16 protein-coding genes are annotated in these 19,297 nt (G+C 60.1%); 11 read left to right on the top strand and 5 right to left on the bottom strand.

All coding sequences use genetic code 11. The features are described 5' to 3' along the window. Positions 1–1,491, bottom strand: a complete 1,491-nt coding sequence (gene zwf, locus PJK54_RS08345; RefSeq protein WP_077371740.1) for a glucose-6-phosphate dehydrogenase — start codon at positions 1,489–1,491, stop codon at positions 1–3. Between the two features lie 372 nt (positions 1,492–1,863). Here zwf and PJK54_RS08340 point away from each other — a divergent pair, with 372 nt between their 5' ends. From PJK54_RS08340 to PJK54_RS08315, 6 genes are all read left to right on the top strand, one after another. Beyond that, complete coding sequence (locus tag PJK54_RS08340) at positions 1,864–2,721, top strand: MurR/RpiR family transcriptional regulator (RefSeq protein ID WP_077371737.1); 858 nt, start codon at positions 1,864–1,866, stop codon at positions 2,719–2,721. A gap of 119 nt (positions 2,722–2,840) precedes the next feature. Continuing rightward, entirely contained in the window at positions 2,841–3,722 is an 882-nt protein-coding gene (locus PJK54_RS08335) for a putative selenate ABC transporter substrate-binding protein (RefSeq protein WP_271302687.1), read from the top strand. Between the two features lie 3 nt (positions 3,723–3,725). After that, positions 3,726–4,451, top strand: a complete 726-nt coding sequence (locus PJK54_RS08330) for an ATP-binding cassette domain-containing protein (protein WP_077371734.1) — start codon at positions 3,726–3,728, stop codon at positions 4,449–4,451. Further along, positions 4,441–6,000: a PhnE/PtxC family ABC transporter permease gene (locus PJK54_RS08325; protein WP_271302627.1), complete on the top strand. Its 1,560-nt coding sequence runs from the start codon at positions 4,441–4,443 to the stop codon at positions 5,998–6,000. The genes PJK54_RS08330 and PJK54_RS08325 overlap by 11 nt, the downstream gene beginning before the upstream one ends. A gap of 78 nt (positions 6,001–6,078) precedes the next feature. Further along, positions 6,079–7,359, top strand: a complete 1,281-nt coding sequence (locus PJK54_RS08320; protein ID WP_271302626.1) for a cation diffusion facilitator family transporter — start codon at positions 6,079–6,081, stop codon at positions 7,357–7,359. Positions 7,360–7,483: 124 nt separating this feature from the next. Continuing rightward, positions 7,484–7,786 carry a hypothetical protein gene (locus PJK54_RS08315; protein WP_271302625.1) on the top strand — a complete coding sequence of 101 codons (303 nt, stop codon included), beginning with the start codon at positions 7,484–7,486 and terminating at the stop codon, positions 7,784–7,786. Positions 7,787–7,833: 47 nt separating this feature from the next. Here the strand turns inward: PJK54_RS08315 and PJK54_RS08310 are convergent, their stop codons facing one another. After that, a complete protein-coding gene (locus PJK54_RS08310; protein WP_271302624.1) occupies positions 7,834–8,313 on the bottom strand; it encodes a pilin in 480 nt (159 codons plus the stop codon). A 574-nt stretch (positions 8,314–8,887) separates the two neighbouring features. Between PJK54_RS08310 and pilB the strand changes: the two genes are divergently transcribed. From pilB to yacG, 5 genes are all read left to right on the top strand, one after another. Then, on the top strand, positions 8,888–10,624 hold the full coding sequence (gene pilB, locus PJK54_RS08305; RefSeq protein ID WP_271302623.1) for a type IV-A pilus assembly ATPase PilB: 1,737 nt from the start codon (positions 8,888–8,890) through the stop codon (positions 10,622–10,624). Between the two features lie 245 nt (positions 10,625–10,869). Beyond that, the gene (locus PJK54_RS08300) at positions 10,870–12,108 is read left to right on the top strand and encodes a type II secretion system F family protein (RefSeq protein ID WP_271302622.1); all 1,239 of its coding nucleotides are present in this window, start codon (positions 10,870–10,872) and stop codon (positions 12,106–12,108) included. Positions 12,109–12,207: 99 nt separating this feature from the next. After that, positions 12,208–13,068 carry a prepilin peptidase gene (locus tag PJK54_RS08295; protein ID WP_271302621.1) on the top strand — a complete coding sequence of 287 codons (861 nt, stop codon included), beginning with the start codon at positions 12,208–12,210 and terminating at the stop codon, positions 13,066–13,068. Next, entirely contained in the window at positions 13,068–13,715 is a 648-nt protein-coding gene (gene coaE, locus PJK54_RS08290; protein WP_176492893.1) for a dephospho-CoA kinase, read from the top strand. The genes PJK54_RS08295 and coaE overlap by 1 nt, the downstream gene beginning before the upstream one ends. After that, a complete protein-coding gene (gene yacG, locus PJK54_RS08285; protein WP_271302620.1) occupies positions 13,708–13,953 on the top strand; it encodes a DNA gyrase inhibitor YacG in 246 nt (81 codons plus the stop codon). The genes coaE and yacG overlap by 8 nt, the downstream gene beginning before the upstream one ends. Positions 13,954–14,081: 128 nt before the next feature. Here the strand turns inward: yacG and PJK54_RS08280 are convergent, their stop codons facing one another. The 3 genes from PJK54_RS08280 to secA form a co-directional block, all read right to left on the bottom strand. Beyond that, positions 14,082–15,035, bottom strand: coding sequence for a Nudix family hydrolase (locus tag PJK54_RS08280; protein ID WP_271302619.1), 954 nt, complete (start codon positions 15,033–15,035; stop codon positions 14,082–14,084). A 108-nt stretch (positions 15,036–15,143) separates the two neighbouring features. Continuing rightward, on the bottom strand, positions 15,144–16,367 hold the full coding sequence (gene argJ, locus PJK54_RS08275) for a bifunctional glutamate N-acetyltransferase/amino-acid acetyltransferase ArgJ (protein ID WP_084209208.1): 1,224 nt from the start codon (positions 16,365–16,367) through the stop codon (positions 15,144–15,146). A 116-nt stretch (positions 16,368–16,483) separates the two neighbouring features. Next, a complete protein-coding gene (gene secA, locus PJK54_RS08270; protein WP_084209793.1) occupies positions 16,484–19,246 on the bottom strand; it encodes a preprotein translocase subunit SecA in 2,763 nt (920 codons plus the stop codon). Positions 19,247–19,297 lie beyond the last annotated feature (51 nt).

The raw sequence follows: 19,297 nt of genomic DNA, 5'->3' as shown, positions 1-19,297 counted from the left end.
TCAATACTCCTCATACCAGCTGCGACCATCACGCGTGATCATCGCGATGGAGGAGACCGGCCCCCAGGAGCCCGCCGGGTAACGACGCGGCGTGGCAGCGCGCGACTCCCAGCCATCGATGAGGGTATCGACCCAGCGCCAGGCGTGTTCGATCTCGTCACGACGCACGAACAGATACTGCTGCCCCTTGATGACCTCGAGCAGCAGACGTTCGTAAGCTTCCGGAATCCGGCGCTTGGGGAAGGCGCTGTTGAAGTCGAGATCCAGCGGACCCGGACGCAGGCGCATGCCCTTGTCGAGACCGGAGTCCTTGGTCAGCACCTGCAGGGAGATGCCTTCGGAGGGCTGGAGACGAATGATCAGCTTGTTGGCCGCCAGCGAGCGCTGGTCCGGATCGAAGATGTAGTGCGGCTGCTGACGGAAGTGGATCACGATCTGTGACAGCTTCTCGGGCATGCGCTTGCCGGTACGCAGGTAGAACGGCACGCCTGCCCAGCGCCAGTTGGACACTTCGGTCTTGAAAGCCACGAAGGTCTCGGTGGAGGACTCGGTATTGGCGCCCTCTTCTTCCAGATACCCCGGCACGTGCTGACCATCGACGGCACCCGCGATGTACTGACCACGTACCAGATCAGTGTTCAGACGCTCACCGGTGATCGGGCGCAAGGCCTTGAGCACCTTGACCTTTTCATCGCGAATGGCATCGGCGTCCAGATTGGACGGCGGGTCCATCGCGATCAGGCACAGCAGCTGCAGCAGGTGATTCTGCACCATGTCACGCAGCTGACCCGCCTGATCGAAGTAGCCCCAGCGTCCCTCGATACCGACCTTCTCGGCCACGGTGATCTCGACGTGGGAGATGTGGTTCTGGTTCCACTGATTGCCGAACATCGGGTTGGCGAAGCGCAATGCAATCAGGTTCTGAACGGTTTCCTTGCCCAGATAGTGATCGATGCGATAGATCTGCGACTCGTGGAATACCGCGCCGATGGCATCGTTGATGACACCGGAGCTTTCCAGGTCGGAGCCGATCGGCTTCTCGACCACGACACGCGAGTTCTCATCCAGACAACCGGCGGCCTGCAGGTTGTTGCTGATGTCACCATAGATGCGTGACGGCACGGAGAGATAGATCATCAGCGGGCGCGGCGAAGGCTTGCCCTTGGCGTCAACCCGCCAGTCGGCGATGGCCGAGTAACCTTCCACCGTGCTGAAATCCAGCGCGGCGTAGCTGATACGGGCGAGGAAGCGCTCGATGGCAGCCTTCTCGAAATGCTCCGGCTTGACGCGCTCCTTGAGCGAGGCCTGCACGGTTTCCTTGAAGGATTCGAGGCTGACGTCCTGACGCGCCAGGCCGATCAGGCGAGTCGCCTTGTCGAGCAGACCATCGCGATCAAGGTGATAGAGGGCTGGATACAGCTTGCGCTTGGCGAGGTCGCCCAAGGCGCCGAACAGGGCAATATCCACGCCCGGAATGGTGTCGGAACTCATGCAGCCGATTTCTCCCGTCGAAACTGCCCTGCATGCCTGGCTGGCCGATACGGTGGTGCCCTCCCTGAATCTCCGATGGCGCGACGCGAGGGGCGCAGCACGCAGGATTTCAAGAGGCATGTGGGACACCGGGACGGCTGTGGCGATACATGGCTGGTTATATTAACAACAAATGTAGCGATAACGTCGCGCTCTCTCAAGACAAATCGCCCAACAAGTAGGTAAACTTACCTAAAAGTGGTAGCCAGCGGACGTTTCACTGAGCTTGGAGCATCGTCCGAGGCAAAGGGATGCTTGGCCTGCCAGACGAGTGAGGCTAGGATGCCCAGATTACGTAGTTATTTCACTACACAATGGCAAGGTAATCGGCGAATGGCAGTACACGACCTCATCAACCGCATCCGCGAACGTCTCGACGACCTCAATCGTTCAGAGCGCAAGGTCGCTGACGTCATTCTGACAGATCCGTCGGCCGCCACGGGAATGAGCATCGCGGCACTCGCTCAGGCCTCGCTGGTCAGCGAGCCGACCGTCAACCGTTTCTGTCGCAATTTCGACGCCAAGGGCTTCCCGGACTTCAAGATCAAGCTGGCCCAGAGTCTGGCCGGTGGCACGCCCTATGTCTCGCGCAGCGTCGAGCAGAATGATGACGCCGAATCCTATGGCGACAAGATACTTGGCGCCACGGTTGCCGCTCTCGATGATGCGCGCCGCGCCCTTGATGCCAAGCGCATCGAACGTGCGGTGGATTATCTGAGCCAGGCCAAGCAGATCTGCTTCTTCGGCCTGGGGGCTTCCGGGCCGGTGGCGGCAGATGCCCAGCACAAGTTCTTCCGTTTCAATCTGCCCGTGATGGCCTATGAAGACGTGCTGATGCAGCGCATGGTCGCGGCCGCCTGCCATACCGGTGACGTGATCGTGATCATCTCCTATACCGGCCGCACGCGGGAACTGGTCGATATCGCCAGGCTGGCGCGCGGCAACGGTGCCGCCGTGCTCGGCATCACCGCGCCGGACTCTCCGCTGGCGCGCGAGTGTACCGAGGTGCTGGAAGTCATGGCACCGGAGGACACCGACATCTACATGCCGATGACTTCGCGCATGATCCATCTGGCTCTGATCGATGTGCTGGCGACCGGCGTGACGCTCAGGCGTGGCGTGGACTTCCAGCATCACCTCAAGAAGATCAAGGATAGCCTCAAGGACACCCGTTTTCCGCCGGAATCCTGACGGTTCAAGCAGCGGTGGACTTGCACCGATGCCGCCAAGGCACAACAATACGCGCCATGAACCTGCATGCGGCCGCTGGCTGCATGATCTCCCATGTCGTGAATGCCGAGGAAGCCCCCATGCGCTGGTTGGCCACTGCTGCTCTGACCCTGTTCTCTGCCCTGCCTTTCAGCATCAGTCTGGCGCAAGCCGAGACCTTCAAGTTCACTGCCATTCCCGATGAAGATGAGTCGCGTCTGGTGGAGCGCTTTGACAAGGTCGCCGACTACCTGGAAGAGAAGCTCGGGGTGGATGTCGAGTACGTGCCGGTCAAGTCCTACAGCGCCGCGGTCAGTGCCTTCCGCAATAATCAGATCCAGATGGCATGGTTCGGCGGCCTCACCGGTGTCCAGGCCCGCCAGCTGGTGCCGGGCTCCCAGGCGATCGCCCAGGGTGTGGAAGATGCCGCCTTCCGCAGCTATTTCATCGCACGACGTGATCTCAAGCTGGCCGGCGATGCACAGACGCCGCTGGAGACGCTGCCCGAATCCGTGGAAGGCCATTCCTTCACCTTCGGTGCCAAGACCTCCACTTCCGGCCGCCTGATGCCGGAATACTATCTGCGCGAACAGTTCGATGACGCCCCCGAGAAGGTCTTCTCGCGCGTCGGCTTCTCCGGTGATCACTCACGCACCATCGCGCTGGTTGCCGCCGGCACCTACGACGTGGGCGCCGTGAACTACGCCGTGTGGGAAGCCGCCGTCAAGGATGGCAAGGTCGATCCCGCCAAGGTCCAGGTACTGTGGGAAACTCCGGCCTACCCCGACTATCAGTGGACAGTGCGCGGCGATGCCGACAGCCACTACGGTGCGGACTTCACGCAGCACCTCACTCAGGCGCTGCTGGACATGAAGGATCCGGACCTTCTGGAAAGCTTCCCGCGCTCCGGCTTCATCCCGGCCAGCAATGATGACTACGCCCCGATCAAGACGGTTGGCGAGCAACTCGGTCTGCTGCGCTGAGTCATGACCCAGGCAACACCCTCTCCCCTGCTGCACCTGTCACGACACCACCTCGGCCATGGCGCCGAGGTGGTGTTGCGCGATCTGGACGTTCAACTCGAGCATGGCGAGCGCGTCGCTCTGCTTGGCGCCAGCGGTGCAGGCAAGTCCACGCTGCTGGAAGCCTTGCGCAGCGCCCTGCATGAGCAGGGTACGCCTGCAGCCTGGTGCCCTCAGCGTCAAGGACTGGTGCCTCAGCTCTCCGTGTATCACAACATCTTCATGGGCAGGCTGGATCAGCAATCGTCGCTGACCAACCTGCTCAATCTGCTGCGCCCCAGGCCCGCTCATTGGCAGGCAGTCGCCGCCGTATGTGAACCTCTGGGCATCGCCGGCCTGATGGAGCGCTCGGTCGAGGCGTTATCCGGTGGACAGCGTCAGCGGGTGGCCATCGCCAGGGCACTTTATCAGGGACATGATCTGTTTCTCGGGGACGAGCCCGTGGCGAGCGTGGACCCACATCAGGCCAGTCAATTGATCCACTGGATTCACTCTCGCCATGCCACCAGCGTGGTAGCGCTTCACCAGAAGGAGTTGGCACTCACTCACTTCACTCGTGTCATCGGTCTGGGCAAGGATGAGAACGGCAACGGCAAGGTGCTGCTCGACGCCAATACCGACGACCTGAAGCCGCAGGACCTCGACTGCCTCTACCCTGCCGCCAGCAGTGAGCCACTTGATGTCGACTGATCCCGGCCTCGCGCTCTCCAGACTGCGCAAGCCGCCACGCTGGTGGCAGGCGCGCAGTGAAGGCTCACACTTGCTTCGGCTCGGTATCGGCCTGCTGGCTGCCATGCTGATACTGGCACCCTTCGGTGATCTCTCCATTACCTCACGGGAGCCATGGCAGGAGCTTGGCCGCATGCTGAATGGCCTGGTGATGCCGACCCCCAGTGCACTGGAATCACCAGTGCATGCCTTGATCCTGACGGTGGCGTTCGCCCTGTGGGGGACGCTGCTGGGGGCGCTGCTGGGACTGCCCCTTGCGCTGCTCTACTCCCGCTCACGAGCATTGCGCGCTGTCTGCGCCGGCCTGCGGGCCGTGCATGAGCTGTTCTGGGCACTGCTGCTGCTGCAGGTATTCGGCCTGTCCGCCATCACGGCGCTGGCCGCGATCACCATCCCCTACGCGGCAACCTTCGCCAAGGTCTACGCCGAGATACTGGAACAGGTTCCCCAGGCACCGCGCCGCGCTCTGCCTGCCGCCACATCACGCCTGATGTGCTTCGTGTATGCAGAACTCCCACTGGCATGGTCGCGATTGGCGAGCTACACCCGTTACCGTTTCGAGTGCGCGCTACGCGCCAGCGTCCTGCTGGGCTTCGTCGGCTTGCCGACGTTGGGCTTCTATCTGGAAAGTGCTTTCCGCGAAGGGCGCTACCATGAAGCCGGCGCTCTGCTGTGGATCTTCTACCTGCTGATCGCCACGCTGCCATGGTGGGGGCATCGTCGCCTGCTGCCCCTTCTGGGAGTCGCCAGTCTCTGGTGGCTGGGGCCATGGCCGGACGTGAATCCGACACTGCTGTGGCGCTTCCTCAGCCACGACATCTGGCCAGCGCCGCTGGTCAATGCCAGCGTCGATTCACTGATCTCCGGCCAGCTACTTGCTGATCTGCTGGATTGGGCGAGCTATCTGCCCCACCTGCTGTCCGCGCTGGGCAACACCCTGCTGCTCGGTCTGCTGGGCACCGCAGGCAGCCTGCTGATCGCCATGCTGCTGTGGCCATTGGCCAGCCGACATGTGGGCAATCGTGTCTCCCGACAGACCACTCAGGGGCTGATGATCTTCCTGCGCACCACCCCTGAGCTGATGCTGGCCTTCATTCTGCTGCTGCTGCTGGGCCCCTCGCTCCTGCCTGCCTGGCTGGCACTGTCCCTGCACAATGGCGCCATCATCGCCTTTCTATGTGCACGACATGCCAACCAGATCCAGCTGCCGCCCGGCAAGCCCCGCGGACGACTGGAAAGCTGGCTGTATGAGATCAACCCGAGAGTCGCGCCCGGCATGTTCGCACTACTCTTCTATCGCGCCGAGACCATCATTCGCGAGACGGCGATTCTCGGCATGCTCGGCGTGGCAACGCTGGGCTTCCATATCGATTCGAGCTTCGAGTATCTGATGTTCGACCAGGCCTTTGCATTGCTGCTGCTGACCGCAATACTCAATATCGTCGTGGACAGCGTCGCGCGCCGTCTGCGTCCGACGCATGAAATCGCCGAAGACAGCTGCATTCGCTGACCTCACTCCTTGCTGACCTGCATTCGATTCATGTGCAAGCAGTCACTTCCCTCACACCCGGCCTGCCGCGAGCTTCCCATGACGACATCCGCTCAGATGAAGACAGATTCTGCCGCACAGGCCAGACGTGAGGCGCAGCGCATCACCCTGATCGGCGCGGCGCTGGATGGGGTGGTGGGCATCGCCAAGTTGATCGTCGGCAAGCTGGTCGGCTCTCAAGCCTTGATCGCCGATGGCATCCATTCACTGTCAGACCTGGTGACGGATGCCTTCGTGTTAGTGGCCACTCACTTCGGTCGTCAGGCACCGGATCGCTCCCACCCCTGGGGGCATGAACGCATCGAGACGCTGGGCACGCTGGTGCTTGGCAGCTTGCTCATCGCCGTGGCGGGTGCAATCGGCTGGGAAGGCGTGCTGCGCAGCTGGGAGCTGATATTCGGTACCCTGAGCATTCCGCTGCCAGGGGCTCTGGGCATCGGCGTCGCGGTGATTTCCTTGATCGCCAAGGAAGCCATCTTTCGTGCAACGCTCAAGGTGGCTCGCAAACAGAAGTCCAGACTGCTGGAAGCCAATGCCTGGCACTCACGCAGCGATGCGCTCTCGACCGTCGCCGTGCTGGTGGGCTTGATCGGCACTCAGCTCGGGGCGGGCTGGATGGATGGGATAGCTGCCATCATCGTCGCGGTGATGGTCGGCAAGATCGGCATATCGCTGGCGTGGGAAGCCTCACGGGAATTGATCGACACCGCTCTACCACGCGAACAACAACGCGCCATGAGTGAATGCCTGCTGTCATTGCCGGAAGTGCGTGGCGCACATGATCTTCGCAGTCGCACGCTCGCCGGTCGTATCGTGCTGGAAGTCCACCTGCTGGTCGCGCCACGCATCAGCGTCTCCGAAGGTCATGCCATCGGCCATCACGCCGTGGCACGCCTCAAGTCAGAATTCCCCCAGCTCAGCGATGTGCTCTATCACATTGACCCCGAAGACGATTCACATATCGGCCAGGCGGATACGACACATCCCACACCCATGCAGCCACTACCGCTGCGCAGCGAGATCATCACTGCACTTGATGCCTGCTGGCAGTCACACCCTGTATGGCAAGAACGCAGCGGGCTGATGCTTCACTATGTCAATCATGTCACCACACCCCCTTCTGCTCCCTCGAGTGCTCCGCATGTCGATGTCCAATTGGAGGTTGCCGATCAGGCACTCACTTCGCTCAGCGAATGTAACCTGGCACCTGCATCACGCAACACGACAGTCGATGAACTGCAACGCCTGGCAAAGGACATCCGCTGGCTGGGCACGGTAAGACTCAGCATCATTTCGCGTGCCCAAGACGCCGAAACGTGAGTTACACTTTGCGATACACAGCAGTCTGCCCAGCGGTGCAGTGCCTCAACGAACCCTCTGGTGACGATGATGTTCGTCACCTTGCCCATCTTCAGTGATCACACAAACACCCAAGGAGCACGCCATGAGCAACGCATCCGGCGAAATGCACAAGACACGCATCATCAATGAACTGAAAGGTTTCATTCGCAAGCTGCTGCAAGACCCGAAGATTCTCGAGCAGTCACTGGTCGTAGCGCGATCGCGCCTCAAGGAAGGGGCAGAACAAGGAAAGAATGAGCAAGCAGTGCTGGCCATCATCGCCAACGAAATTTCTGACACTACCAGTATCCATATCCCGGAAGATCCGGCAGAGCACTCCGATGCGGACAAGCTGTTCCTTGAGCTGCTGAAGGATGTGGTAGAGGAAGAAGAAGCACTTTATTGAAGACAATAAAAAACCGCCCCGGAGGGCGGTTTTTTTACAATACAATCTTAGCATCCAGTTGGTGCAAGATTTGCCGGAACACCAGTCGTTGAACAAGTCCAGCTACCACTCGCATCGCGAGTCCATACAAGTGTTGAATTTGCAGCTGTCAAAACTGGCGCAGCATTATTACCAAAAGTAGAGGTGATAGTCGTTGCGGTAGTCAACGGGTTAGTCACAGCAGGAACACCAGTGCCAGCAGGGAGTGCGGCAATCGCCGGTGCAGCATTACCGCCTGTCAGAAGGTTTGACCCAGTAGCGCCCGGATCACATTGACCTGCGCCAGTACCAATTACAGTACGCCCATTCAATATACACTCCTCTACCGAGGTTTTGAGAGCACCAGATTCACTCATTACTCGAGAAACTTGAGATCTTGCAACATAATCCTGGTAACGCGGAATCGCGATGGCCGCCAGAATACCGATAATCGCCACAACGATCATCAGCTCGATCAATGTGAAACCTGCCTGTTGCTTGCGTGTCATGGTGTGACTCCCTTGCCTTTGCGTAGTGAGATCAGGTCGTACGTCCTGAAACCCCGGTTACTGTCCCTGAACATCAAACTGTTACTTAGGGCGACATGCCGTGTCGAGCGTTGCCACTCTGTATCAGCATTCCACCATTGTCAGCATAACATTCTGATATCACGGGGTATCGACCGGACGGGACGAGTGATACCACAGCCACAGTTCAGGTGCCATTGCCATGTCGCAAGATGCTTTCTTGGCGGCGCTGACGGCTGCTTGGTTGTTACAATAGATTACACTCAGTGACATTGCAAGCAACGAACACAAAAACTTCACGATCGAGATTCAGGCGCTCTTCAACGTTACTCCCGCCCCATCAGCATTTGGCTACCTCCCTCCACAAACTCTATCCCCTTCTCATGTCACGATGCGCCATTCCTAGCACAGGGCAATCCAGCTACACTCTTCTGCAAGACGATGTTTGTAATACGATGGCTTGCCGCACCACAGTTCACGCATAGCGCATCAGCACCTGTTTCACGTGTGAAGCAGCGAAAGTAGGCCTATAGGCAACTGCAACAGGAAGAGTGTCATGCCCCAGTCAGAACACACGCTAAAAGGATTTGCTGCACGACTGGTCGACTCTGGCCTGCTCGAACCACAGGCAGCGCAGCTGGCTGAGCAGGAAGCCAATGAGGCCGGGGAAAGCCTGTTGCTGCATATCATCGCACACGGCCTGGTACCGGCACGTGACGCGACATTGGCAGCGGCCTGGGAATATGGCCTGCCGTATGTGGATCTCGATGCCCTTCGTATCGACTCACTGCCCGCCATTGATGAACTGCCTGAGAAGGTCCTTCGTAAGCTAGGGGTATTGCCACTCTATCGCCGTGAGCATCGCCTGACCGTCGGCGTACCCTCCCCCTCGACGCTCACGCATCTTGATGAACTGCAATTTGCCACGGGCTTGTCGATCGAGAGTGTCCTGGTCGCTGCCGACCAGCTGACGCCAGCATTGGAGCAATATCTGGAAGCCGGCGAAGAGAGCGCCATGGATATGCTTGGGGGCGAAGGTGAAGCCCTCGATGGCTTGGAGTTCGAGGGAGAGGAGGATAACAACAACGATCTGGCTATCACAGCCAGCAGTGACGATGCGCCAGTCGTGCGCTTCGTTCACAAGGTACTGCTGGATGCCATCAAACGTGGCGCCTCGGACATTCACTTTGAACCTTATGAATCCACGTACCGGATTCGCTTTCGTATCGATGGCATGCTGGTCGAGAATACTCGTCCGCCCTTCAACATGCGCAACCGTATCTCGGCGCGCTTGAAGGTGATGTCGCGCATGGATATCTCCGAGCGACGTCTGCCTCAGGATGGCGCCATCAAACTGCGACTTTCCAAGTCACGCTCCATCGATTTTCGTGTCAACACCTTGCCAACCGTTTACGGGGAGAAGTTGGTACTGCGTATTCTTGACCCCAGTTCCGCCAAGATGGGCATCGAGGCACTGGGCTTCGAGCCCGAACAGCGTGCCATGTTCGAGAAGACACTTGGCGAGCCTCAGGGCATGATCCTTGTCACCGGCCCTACCGGTAGCGGCAAGACCGTCACCCTTTATACCGGCTTGAACATCCTCAATACGCCTGAGCGCAATATCTCGACCGCGGAAGACCCGGTCGAGCTCAAGGTAGAGGGTGTCAATCAGGTCAACGTTTTGCCCAAGATAGGACTCGACTTCGCCTCGGCACTGCGCGCCTTCCTGCGCCAGGATCCCGACGTGGTGATGGTCGGGGAGATTCGGGACAAGGAAACCGCCGAAATTGCCGTCAAGGCCGCGCAGACAGGCCACCTGGTGCTCTCGACCCTGCATACCAATTCTGCCCCTGAAACGTTGACGCGCCTCAGCAATATGGGCATCGCGCCCTTCAACATCGCAAGCTCGGTTTCCTTGATCATCGCGCAACGTCTGGCGCGGCGTCTGTGTCCCCACTGTCGCCAACCTGCCGAGATCCCCCAGGAAGCCATGGCCTCGATGGGCTTCAGCGCAGAAAATGGCTTCAGTGAGGAAGATCTGGAAAATGCCACCATCTATCGCCCGACGGGTTGCAGCCAATGCACGCTGGGCTACAAGGGACGCGTCGGCATCTATGAAGTGATGCCCATCTCAGACGAGATGAGCCGCTTGATCATGCGGGAAGGCACTGCGATAGAACTGGCGGACCAGGCGCGCAAGGAAGGGTTGTCGGATCTGCGCCGCAGCGGCCTGCGCAAGGTCATGGCGGGCATGACCTCGCTGGAAGAAGTCAACCGTATCACCAAGGATTGATGACAACATGCTGGAGCGTTGACAGCGCCGATGTGAACAATCTTCACCAGCGCTGACTTTTGCTCAGTCATCAGGCACATTGAACATGGATTACCTCCCCCTGCGATGAGCAGGTCACTCATGCACTGACTGCCAGCAGTGTAAATCGCGGCATAGGGAGGGAGCAGCCACTGGCCTGCTCACGTGTAACATGAGTCTCGCGAGTCAAGACAGGGACTCTCATTCATCAGGGAATGACAACCGACATGGCGACGATCAGAACTGCCAAGAAAGACAAGAAGAAGGCGGGCATAGAAACCTGGCAATGGACGGGCAAGAATTCGCGTGGTGAAAAGGTCAAGGGCGAGCTGATGTCCGCCAATGTCGACCAGGTGAAGAATACGCTGGTCGGCCAGGGTATCGTCGTCAAGCGTTTGCGCAAGAAATCCGCCCTGTTCGGTGGCAGCAAGAAAGTCAGCGGCAAGGATGTCACCATGTTTGCCCGCCAGATGGCAACGATGATTCGCGCCGGTGTCCCCGTTCTGCAAGCCTTCGGTATCGTCGCTGAAAGCATGAAAAGCCCGGGCATGCGACACCTGGTGGAAGATCTGATGAATCAGGTCGGTGCGGGCGCCAGCTTCTCGGAAGCACTACGCAAGCACCCGCAACATTTTGACAATCTCTTCTCCAACCTGGTCGCCGCTGGTGAGCAGGCCGGTGCCCTCGACAAGATGCTGGACCGCGTCGCGACCTACAAGGAGAAGATCGATTCCCTCAAGGCTCGCGTGAAAAAAGCGCTCTACTACCCCATCGCCGTCATTGGTGTGGGTATCGGGGTGACGGCGATTCTGTTGATCAAGGTCGTTCCCCAATTCGAAAGCCTGTTCCAGGGCTTTGGTGCTGAACTACCTGCTTTTACTCAGCTGACCATCACTTTGTCGGAATACGCCCAGAATTATTGGTACATCGCTTTGGGCGCCGTGATTCTGGCAGGCATACTTGTCGCTCAAGGCATGAAGCGCTCCGACAAGTTCGCCTATGCCATGCATCGCTTCATGCTCAAGATACCGGTGCTGGGTGATATTCTCGACAAGTCATCCGTGGCACGTTATTCACGCACTCTCGCCACCACCTTTCAGGCTGGCGTGCCGCTGGTAGAATCACTGGATACTGCTGCAGGCGCTTCCGGCAACAAGGTCTATGAACGCGCCATCGCCCAGATCAAGGAGGATGTCTCCACGGGTCAGCAGCTCAACTTTGCCATGCGCAATACTCAGCTGTTTCCCACGCTGGCGGTGCAGATGGTGGCCATCGGAGAAGAAGCCGGCTCTCTGGATGCCATGCTCAACAAGGTGGCCGACTTCTATGAAGAAGACGTCGACAACAAGGTCGATGCCCTGACCTCACTGCTGGAACCCTTGATCATCGTGGTGCTGGGCACTCTGGTTGGCGGGCTGGTGGTGTCGATGTATCTGCCGATCTTCGAACTCGGCAACGCTATCTGATACTTCACGGTCAGATGCTTCATCATGACAGGCGGCCGCGACACCCGAAGGGGCGCGGCCGCCTCATTTCCAGTCCAGCTTTTCTGACAAGGATGTTCCGTGGATTCTCTCGCCTCTCTCCCCCCCGCTCTTCAGGCCTGCCTCGCGGGGATTTTCGGCCTGTTGATCGGCAGTTTTCTGAATGTAGTGATCACACGCCTGCCGGTGATGATGATGCGCCAGTGGCGTGCAGAAGCACGTGAAGCGCTGGAACTGGAGCCGGAAGCGTCGCCACGCTTCAATCTGTTGGTGCCTGCCTCACGCTGCCCTGGCTGCGACACCCCAATCAAATGGCATGACAATCTCCCTGTCATCGGCTGGCTGAAACGCCGCGGCCGCTGCGCGAGCTGCAATACCCGTATCAGTGCACAGTATCCACTGGTGGAGCTCGCCGGTGGCGCGCTCGGCGCTTCCATCGCGTTGATCTACGGCCTGGAAGCACAGAGCCTGTGGATCTTCGGCGCCTGTCTGACACTGCTGGTGTTGTCAGTGATCGATTTCCGCACCCAGCTGTTGCCTGATGCCATCACGCTACCGTTGCTGTGGGCCGGTCTCGCCTACCAACTGCTTTTCCAGCCATTGATGCTGCCAAGTGCCGTGATTGGTGCCATGGCCGGCTATCTGGTGCTGTGGAGCTTCTACTGGCTGTTCAAGCTGGTGACTGGCAAGGAAGGCATGGGCTATGGCGATTTCAAGCTGTTGGCGGCACTGGGCGCCTGGCTGGGCTGGCAGTGGTTGCCACTGCTGTTGATCCTCTCTGCGGGACTCGGCGCAGTACTCGGGATCCTGTTGCAACTGCTGGTACCGCGCCTGCGGGGAGCCCCCATGCCATTCGGCCCTTATCTGGCCGTGGCAGGCTGGATCGCACTGCTGTTCGGCACCCCGCTGATGAGCCTCTACCTCAGCGTGATAGGTGCCTGATGACGACTGCGCTCAATCAAGGCCCCATCATCGGGTTGACGGGCGGTATTGGAAGCGGAAAATCCAGTGTGGCACGGATGTTCGGAGAGCTCGGCATCCAGTGGGTGGACGCCGATGATGTCTCGCGCGAGATCGTGCGTCCCGGCGAAACCGCACTGGCCGAGATCATCGCCCACTTCGGCGAGTCGATCGTCACGGCGCAGGGCGAGCTTGATCGCGCCGCGCTGCGCGAGCGGATCTTTGCTGCCCCCGAGGAGCGTCAATGGCTGGAGCGCTGCACCCATCCGCGTATCCGGGAGCGCATCGTGCAACACCTGGCGGCCATGACCAGCCCCTACCGTCTACTGGTCTCTCCCCTGCTGTTCGAGTCCGGCCAGGACAGCCTCGTCTCACGCACCCTGGTGGTGGATGTCAGCCAGGATGTTCAGCTGGCGCGCACGCTGAGCCGCGATGGCGTCAGCGAAGCGCAGGTACGCGCCATCCTCGCGGCCCAGCTGCCGCGCGAGACACGACTGGCCAAGGCCGACGATGTCATCGACAATAACGGCAATCAGGCGAGCTTGCGTGAGCAGGTCGTGGCCATGGATGTCCGCTATCGCTCGCTGGCCGCCTCCAATGCATCATTTCAGGAGCTTCCCGATGTCTGACTCCGCGTCCTCACAGCCCCACAAGGCGCCCTTGTCCGTTGCCTGCCCGCATTGTCGAACCCCCGTGGCATGGAGCGCCGCCAGCGAATTCCGCCCCTTCTGCAGCAAGCGCTGCCAACTGCTGGACCTCGGCGCCTGGGCTGATGAGTCCCACAGCATCGCCGGCGAGCCGGCCATGGACGAGACCAGCATCGACGAGATGGTGGCACGCATGGAGCGCGACATGAATCAGCAGTAGCGCTCGAGAGAGCCCTGCTGGTTCAGACTGGCTCAAGCTCGACGCTCAAGATGCTCGCCAAAAAAAGACCCTCGAGGCTGGCCTCGAGGGTCTTTTTCGTTCAGGCAACTGCCATCAACGCGCGATCATCACTTCCAGAAGTCACGAATCGACGCAATCCCCTGTGCGCCGACGGCGCGCGCATGGTCACTGTCGTAGCGCGACATGCCCCCAAGGGCATAGACCGGCATGCAGGCCTGCTCGACCAGCTCCTGGAAGTCATGCCACCCCAGTGGTGCACGCTCAGGATGGGAAGGCGTGACACGCAGCGGTGAAAGGCTGACGAAATCACAGGTCACCCGTCCCGCCTGATCCAGCTGTGCCTGGTCATGCGTCGAGGCGGACAACCACTTGTTGGCCGCGATCGGACGCTCGGCCTTCTCTGCCAGCTCCGCCAGACGCACGCTGGTCAGGTGGATACCGTCCGCATCGACCTTGTCGAGCATGGAAGGCTCGGCATTGAGCAACAGACGCGCACCACGTGCATGACAGATCGCCAGCGCCTTCTCGGCCCGGGCAATGTACGCCGCCTCATCGAGTTCCTTGGCACGCAGCTGTACCAGGCGCACGCCATCTTCATCCAATGCACGGATCAAGCGTGTCTCGAAGATTCCCTCATCAGCCTCTTCCGGCGTGATCAGATACTCGCGTGGCAGCGAGACCGCGCGCAGAATCGGCAGATTCGCAGCCGGGAAGGCGTATTTGTAAAGGTCCTCGATCTCGACCCAACGCACTGCCTGCCCTTCGCGGCCGAAGGGCTCGCCATTGAACTGACGCGTTTCCCACACATCCAGCAGGATATGCTTGTCCGGGTATTCGTGATGAATGCGGATCAGCGGCTGAGCACGCGTGATCTCGACCCCCAGCTCTTCGCACAGCTCACGCTTGAGCGCTTCCAGACCGGTTTCGTAGGGCGCCAGCTTGCCACCCGGAAACTCCCATAAGCCGCCCTGATCCACCGTCGAGGGACGGCGTGCAATCAGGACCTGGCCCTGTTCGTTTAAGATGGCGGCAGCCGCCACGTGAACCCTTCGCTTCGGCATGATGCCTGTACCTTTGACTCGCGTTGTACATCCGACTCCACCCTGATGAGGCGAAGCCTGCGGGAGATGTTGCATTACCGTTTCAGCGTAAGCCTCTGCCCTCAGGCATCAGCTACGATAATCGGCATTGATCGAGACGTAATCGTGGGACAGATCCGATGTCCAGATACGCGCCTTCTGCTGGCCACGCCCCAGGCGGATACCGATCACCAGCTCTTCCTCGGCCATGGCAGCACTGCCGGCAGCCTCGGTATAACTGGCGGCTCGTCCGCCCTGCTCGACGATGCTCACGCCGTTGAGCGTGATCGCAACGCCGTCAACCTCAAGATTCTCCAACGGCGCCCGTCCGACGGCCGCCAGAATTCGTCCCCAGTTGGCATCACTGGCGTAGAGAGCCGTCTTGACCAGTGGCGAGTGAGCCACGGTGAAGCCGACCGCACGCGCCTCTTCCACGGAGCGCGCTTCCTCCACCTCGAGGGTGACGAACTTGGTCGCCCCTTCACCATCACGGATGATGGCCTGCGCCAGCTCGAGCATGACGTCGGCCAGCGCAGCCTCGAAGGCGACCAGATCCTCACCCTCGACTCGAGCGGCCCTGGCCGTGACAGCCAGCATGCACGCATCATTGGTCGAGGTATCGGAATCCACCGTAATGCTGTTGAAGCTTCTGACCACGACCCGGCGCAGCATCTCATCCAGCGCAGACTGATCGATGGCGAGATCCGCGTCAGTGGCCACGAAGCCCAGCATGGTCGCCATGTTGGGGCAGATCATGCCAGAGCCCTTGGAAACCCCGGCAATGGTGACACACTCGCCATTGGCCAGCGTCACGCTACGCCAGCTGCCCTTGGGCCGGGTATCGGTGGTCATGATGCCGTGTGCCGCGTCGGACCAATTCCCCTTGCCCAATGCCGCGAAGGCCGTCGGCAGTGCGCCGGTCAGACGATCCATCGGCAAGGGCTCACCGATCACGCCGGTGGAGAACGGCAGAACGGCCTGTGCATCACAACCCGCGACATCGGCCAGGAACTCACAGGTAGCAAGCGCGTCTGTCATGCCCTGCTCACCTGTCCCCGCGTTGGCGTTGCCGGTGTTGATCACCAGATAGCGCGGCCCATCGATCTCGGCCTTGAGATGTCGACGCGCGACATGCACCGGTGCCGCACAGAAGGCATTGCGCGTGAAGGTTCCCGCGAGACGCGATCCTGCATCGAGCGCCATGATCACCAGATCACGTCGCCCCGGCTTCTTGATACCGGCTTCAGCAACCCCGATCTGCAGGCCGGAAATTTCCGGCATGTCTGCGGGGAAAGTGGAAGGCCCTACCGCCATCGTTCACGTCTCCAGTCGCGTTGTCCTGTCACTACACGGCATCGCGGGACAGACGGTGCTGCTCCGCGATGCATTCGATACTCAGTACTGAAAAGCTATGCTCAACGCTGAAAATCTCAGCTCAGCTTGCCATGGCACTGCTTGTACTTCTTGCCGGAACCGCAGGGGCACGGATCATTGCGGCCAACCTTGGGGACATCACGGCGCATCGGCTCATTGTCGCCCTGCGCCTGCGGTGCCGCACCGTACTGCGCCTCGACGATCTCCTCGGCAGCCTGAACGCTCTCATCGCTGACGGTGTCATCTTCCACGCGACGCGTCTCGGCACTGGCCTGCTCGCGCTCGAGATTGGCACGCCGCTCCTCTTCCAGCGTGTCGACCTCTTCCTGACGACGTACCTGGACGTGACTCAGAATGCGCACCACGTCAGCCTTGATGTTGACCAGCAATGACTGGAACTGTTCGAACGCCTCGCGCTTGTATTCCTGCTTGGGATTCTTCTGAGCGTAGCCACGCAGGTGGATACCGCGCCGCAGGTTGTCCATCGCCTGCAGATGCTCTTTCCAACGCGTATCAAGCACCTGCAGCATGACCTGCTTCTCGAAGCGGCGCATCAGCTCGGGACCGACAGCCTCTACCTTGCCGGCATAGAGTTCCTCGTGTGCCGTCTGCAGTCGTTCGCGCAGAGTCTCTTCATGGAAGTGCTCATCCTCTTCCGCCCATTGCACGAGCGGCAGGTCGAGGTTGAAGTCCGTCTTGAGGTCATTCTCGAGCCCCGGAAGATCCCACTGCTCCGGCAGGCTCTGCGGCGGCACGCGCATGGAAATGGCGTCGTCCAGCACTTCACGGCGGATGCCGGCGATGTTCTCGGCGATCTCGTCGGCTTCCAGAATGTCGTTGCGCTGCTCGTAGATCACGCTGCGCTGATCGTTGGCGACATCATCGTACTCAAGCAGCTGCTTGCGCACGTCGAAGTTGCGACCCTCGACCTTCTTCTGCGCGCGCTCGACGGCATTGGAGACCATCTTGTGCTCGATCGCTTCGCCCTTCTCGAGCCCCAGCGCGCCCATGAGGCGCTGCACGCGATCGGAGCCGAACAGGCGCATCAGGCTGTCTTCCAGCGACAGGAAGAAGCGCGTGGAGCCCGGGTCACCCTGGCGACCGGCACGACCGCGCAGCTGGTTGTCGATACGACGCGATTCGTGACGCTCGGAGCCGATCACGTGCAGACCGCCCGCCGCCAGCACGGCTTCGTGACGCTCCTGCCAGCCATGCTTGATCTCGTTGATCTGCTCTTCGGTCGGCGCTTCCAGCTCGGCAAGCTCAGCTTCCCAGTTGCCGCCCAGCATGATGTCGGTACCACGACCCGCCATGTTGGTCGCGATGGTCACCGCGCCCGGACGACCCGCCTGGGCGATGATGGCAGCCTCACTGACGTGTTGCTTGGCATTCAGGACATGATGCTTCACGCCAGCCTTGTGCATCATCTGGGACAGCAGTTCCGAGGTCTCGACTGACGCCGTACCGACCAGCACCGGACGGCCTTCGGCGACCTTCTCGCGGGCATCCTCGATGATGGCGTTGAACTTCTCTTCCGCGGTCAGATAGACCAGATCATTCATGTCCTTGCGCGCGATGGGCTTGTTGGTGGGGATCACCATCACGTCGAGGTTGTAGATCTGACGGAATTCGAAGGCCTCGGTATCGGCGGTACCGGTCATGCCGGCCAGCTTCTCGTAGAGACGGAAGTAGTTCTGGAAGGTGGTCGAGGCCAGCGTCTGGCTTTCCTTCTGGATCGCCACGCCTTCCTTGGCCTCGACGGCCTGATGCAGGCCCTCGGACCAACGACGACCTACCATGGTGCGGCCGGTATGCTCGTCGACGATCACCACCTCGCCGTTGTGGACGATGTAGTCGACGTCCCGCACGAACAGATTCTGGGCACGCAGCGCGGAGTGCACATGATGCAGCAGACTCAGGTTCTGGGCGGCGTAAAGAGAGTCTTCCTCGCCGAGCAATTCCTGGGCACGCAGCAGTGACTCGACCTTCTGATGGCCCTGCTCGGTCAGCTCGACCTGCTTCTGCTTCTCATCGAGAGTGAAATCGCCACTCTCCGGATCTTCTTCGTCGGTGCATTGCACGAGCTCACGCGCCATGCGATCGATGATCTTGTAGAGGTCGGTATTCTCCTCCACCGGACCGGAAATGATCAGCGGCGTGCGCGCCTCATCGATCAGGATGGAGTCGACCTCATCGATGATGGCGTAGTGCAGCTTGCGCTGGACCTTGTCTTCCAGCGCGAATGCCATGTTGTCGCGCAGGTAATCGAAACCATATTCGTTGTTGGTGCCGTAGGTGATGTCGGCCTGGTAGGCGGCACGCTTGTCCTCATTGTTCTGGCCGGAGAAGATGACGCCCACGCTCAGCCCGAGGAATTCATACAGCGGACGCATCCAGTTGGCATCACGCGTGGCCAGGTAATCATTGACCGTCACCACGTGAACGCCTTCACCAGCCAGGGCATTCAGGTAAACGGCGAGTGTCCCCACCAGCGTCTTGCCTTCGCCTGTCTTCATCTCGGCGATGCGCCCTTCATGCAGCGCGATGCCGCCTACCATCTGGGTATCGAAGTGACGCATGCCCATGATGCGCTTGCTGGCCTCACGCACGGTGGCGAAGGCCTCCGGCAACAGCTTGTCGAGGTTCTCGCCTTGCGCAAGGCGCTCACGGAATTCAGCCGTCTTGCCCGTCAGCGCCTCATCCGACAGTGATTCGAGACTTTCCTCGAGGGCATTGACAGCATTGACCCGCTTGCGCAGTCGCTTCACCTCACGGTCGTTCTTGGAGCCCACTACCTTGGTCAGAAATTTACCCAGCATCATCTATCCCTGTCCGTGCCCGGTCGGCACGCCTTCTAGAATCTTGAGATA

This window comes from Cobetia sp. MMG027 (genome assembly GCF_027947415.1).
Classification (GTDB): domain Bacteria; phylum Pseudomonadota; class Gammaproteobacteria; order Pseudomonadales; family Halomonadaceae; genus Cobetia; species Cobetia marina.
Note: the sequence above shows the minus strand (reverse complement) of the source record. Positions and strands in the feature narration are given on the sequence as shown.

Excerpts from the sequence above, each read along its gene's own strand:
- zwf (WP_077371740.1), bottom strand. The coding sequence starts at position 1,491 with ATGAGTTCCGACACCATTCCGGGCGTGGATATTGCCCTGTTCGGCGCC.
- PJK54_RS08340 (WP_077371737.1), top strand. The coding sequence starts at position 1,864 with ATGGCAGTACACGACCTCATCAACCGCATCCGCGAACGTCTCGACGAC.
- PJK54_RS08335 (WP_271302687.1), top strand. The coding sequence starts at position 2,841 with ATGCGCTGGTTGGCCACTGCTGCTCTGACCCTGTTCTCTGCCCTGCCT.
- PJK54_RS08330 (WP_077371734.1), top strand. The coding sequence starts at position 3,726 with ATGACCCAGGCAACACCCTCTCCCCTGCTGCACCTGTCACGACACCAC.
- PJK54_RS08325 (WP_271302627.1), top strand. The coding sequence starts at position 4,441 with ATGTCGACTGATCCCGGCCTCGCGCTCTCCAGACTGCGCAAGCCGCCA.
- PJK54_RS08320 (WP_271302626.1), top strand. The coding sequence starts at position 6,079 with ATGACGACATCCGCTCAGATGAAGACAGATTCTGCCGCACAGGCCAGA.
- PJK54_RS08315 (WP_271302625.1), top strand. The coding sequence starts at position 7,484 with ATGAGCAACGCATCCGGCGAAATGCACAAGACACGCATCATCAATGAA.
- PJK54_RS08310 (WP_271302624.1), bottom strand. The coding sequence starts at position 8,313 with ATGACACGCAAGCAACAGGCAGGTTTCACATTGATCGAGCTGATGATC.
- pilB (WP_271302623.1), top strand. The coding sequence starts at position 8,888 with ATGCCCCAGTCAGAACACACGCTAAAAGGATTTGCTGCACGACTGGTC.
- PJK54_RS08300 (WP_271302622.1), top strand. The coding sequence starts at position 10,870 with ATGGCGACGATCAGAACTGCCAAGAAAGACAAGAAGAAGGCGGGCATA.
- coaE (WP_176492893.1), top strand. The coding sequence starts at position 13,068 with ATGACGACTGCGCTCAATCAAGGCCCCATCATCGGGTTGACGGGCGGT.
- yacG (WP_271302620.1), top strand. The coding sequence starts at position 13,708 with ATGTCTGACTCCGCGTCCTCACAGCCCCACAAGGCGCCCTTGTCCGTT.
- PJK54_RS08280 (WP_271302619.1), bottom strand. The coding sequence starts at position 15,035 with ATGCCGAAGCGAAGGGTTCACGTGGCGGCTGCCGCCATCTTAAACGAA.
- argJ (WP_084209208.1), bottom strand. The coding sequence starts at position 16,367 with ATGGCGGTAGGGCCTTCCACTTTCCCCGCAGACATGCCGGAAATTTCC.
- secA (WP_084209793.1), bottom strand. The coding sequence starts at position 19,246 with ATGCTGGGTAAATTTCTGACCAAGGTAGTGGGCTCCAAGAACGACCGT.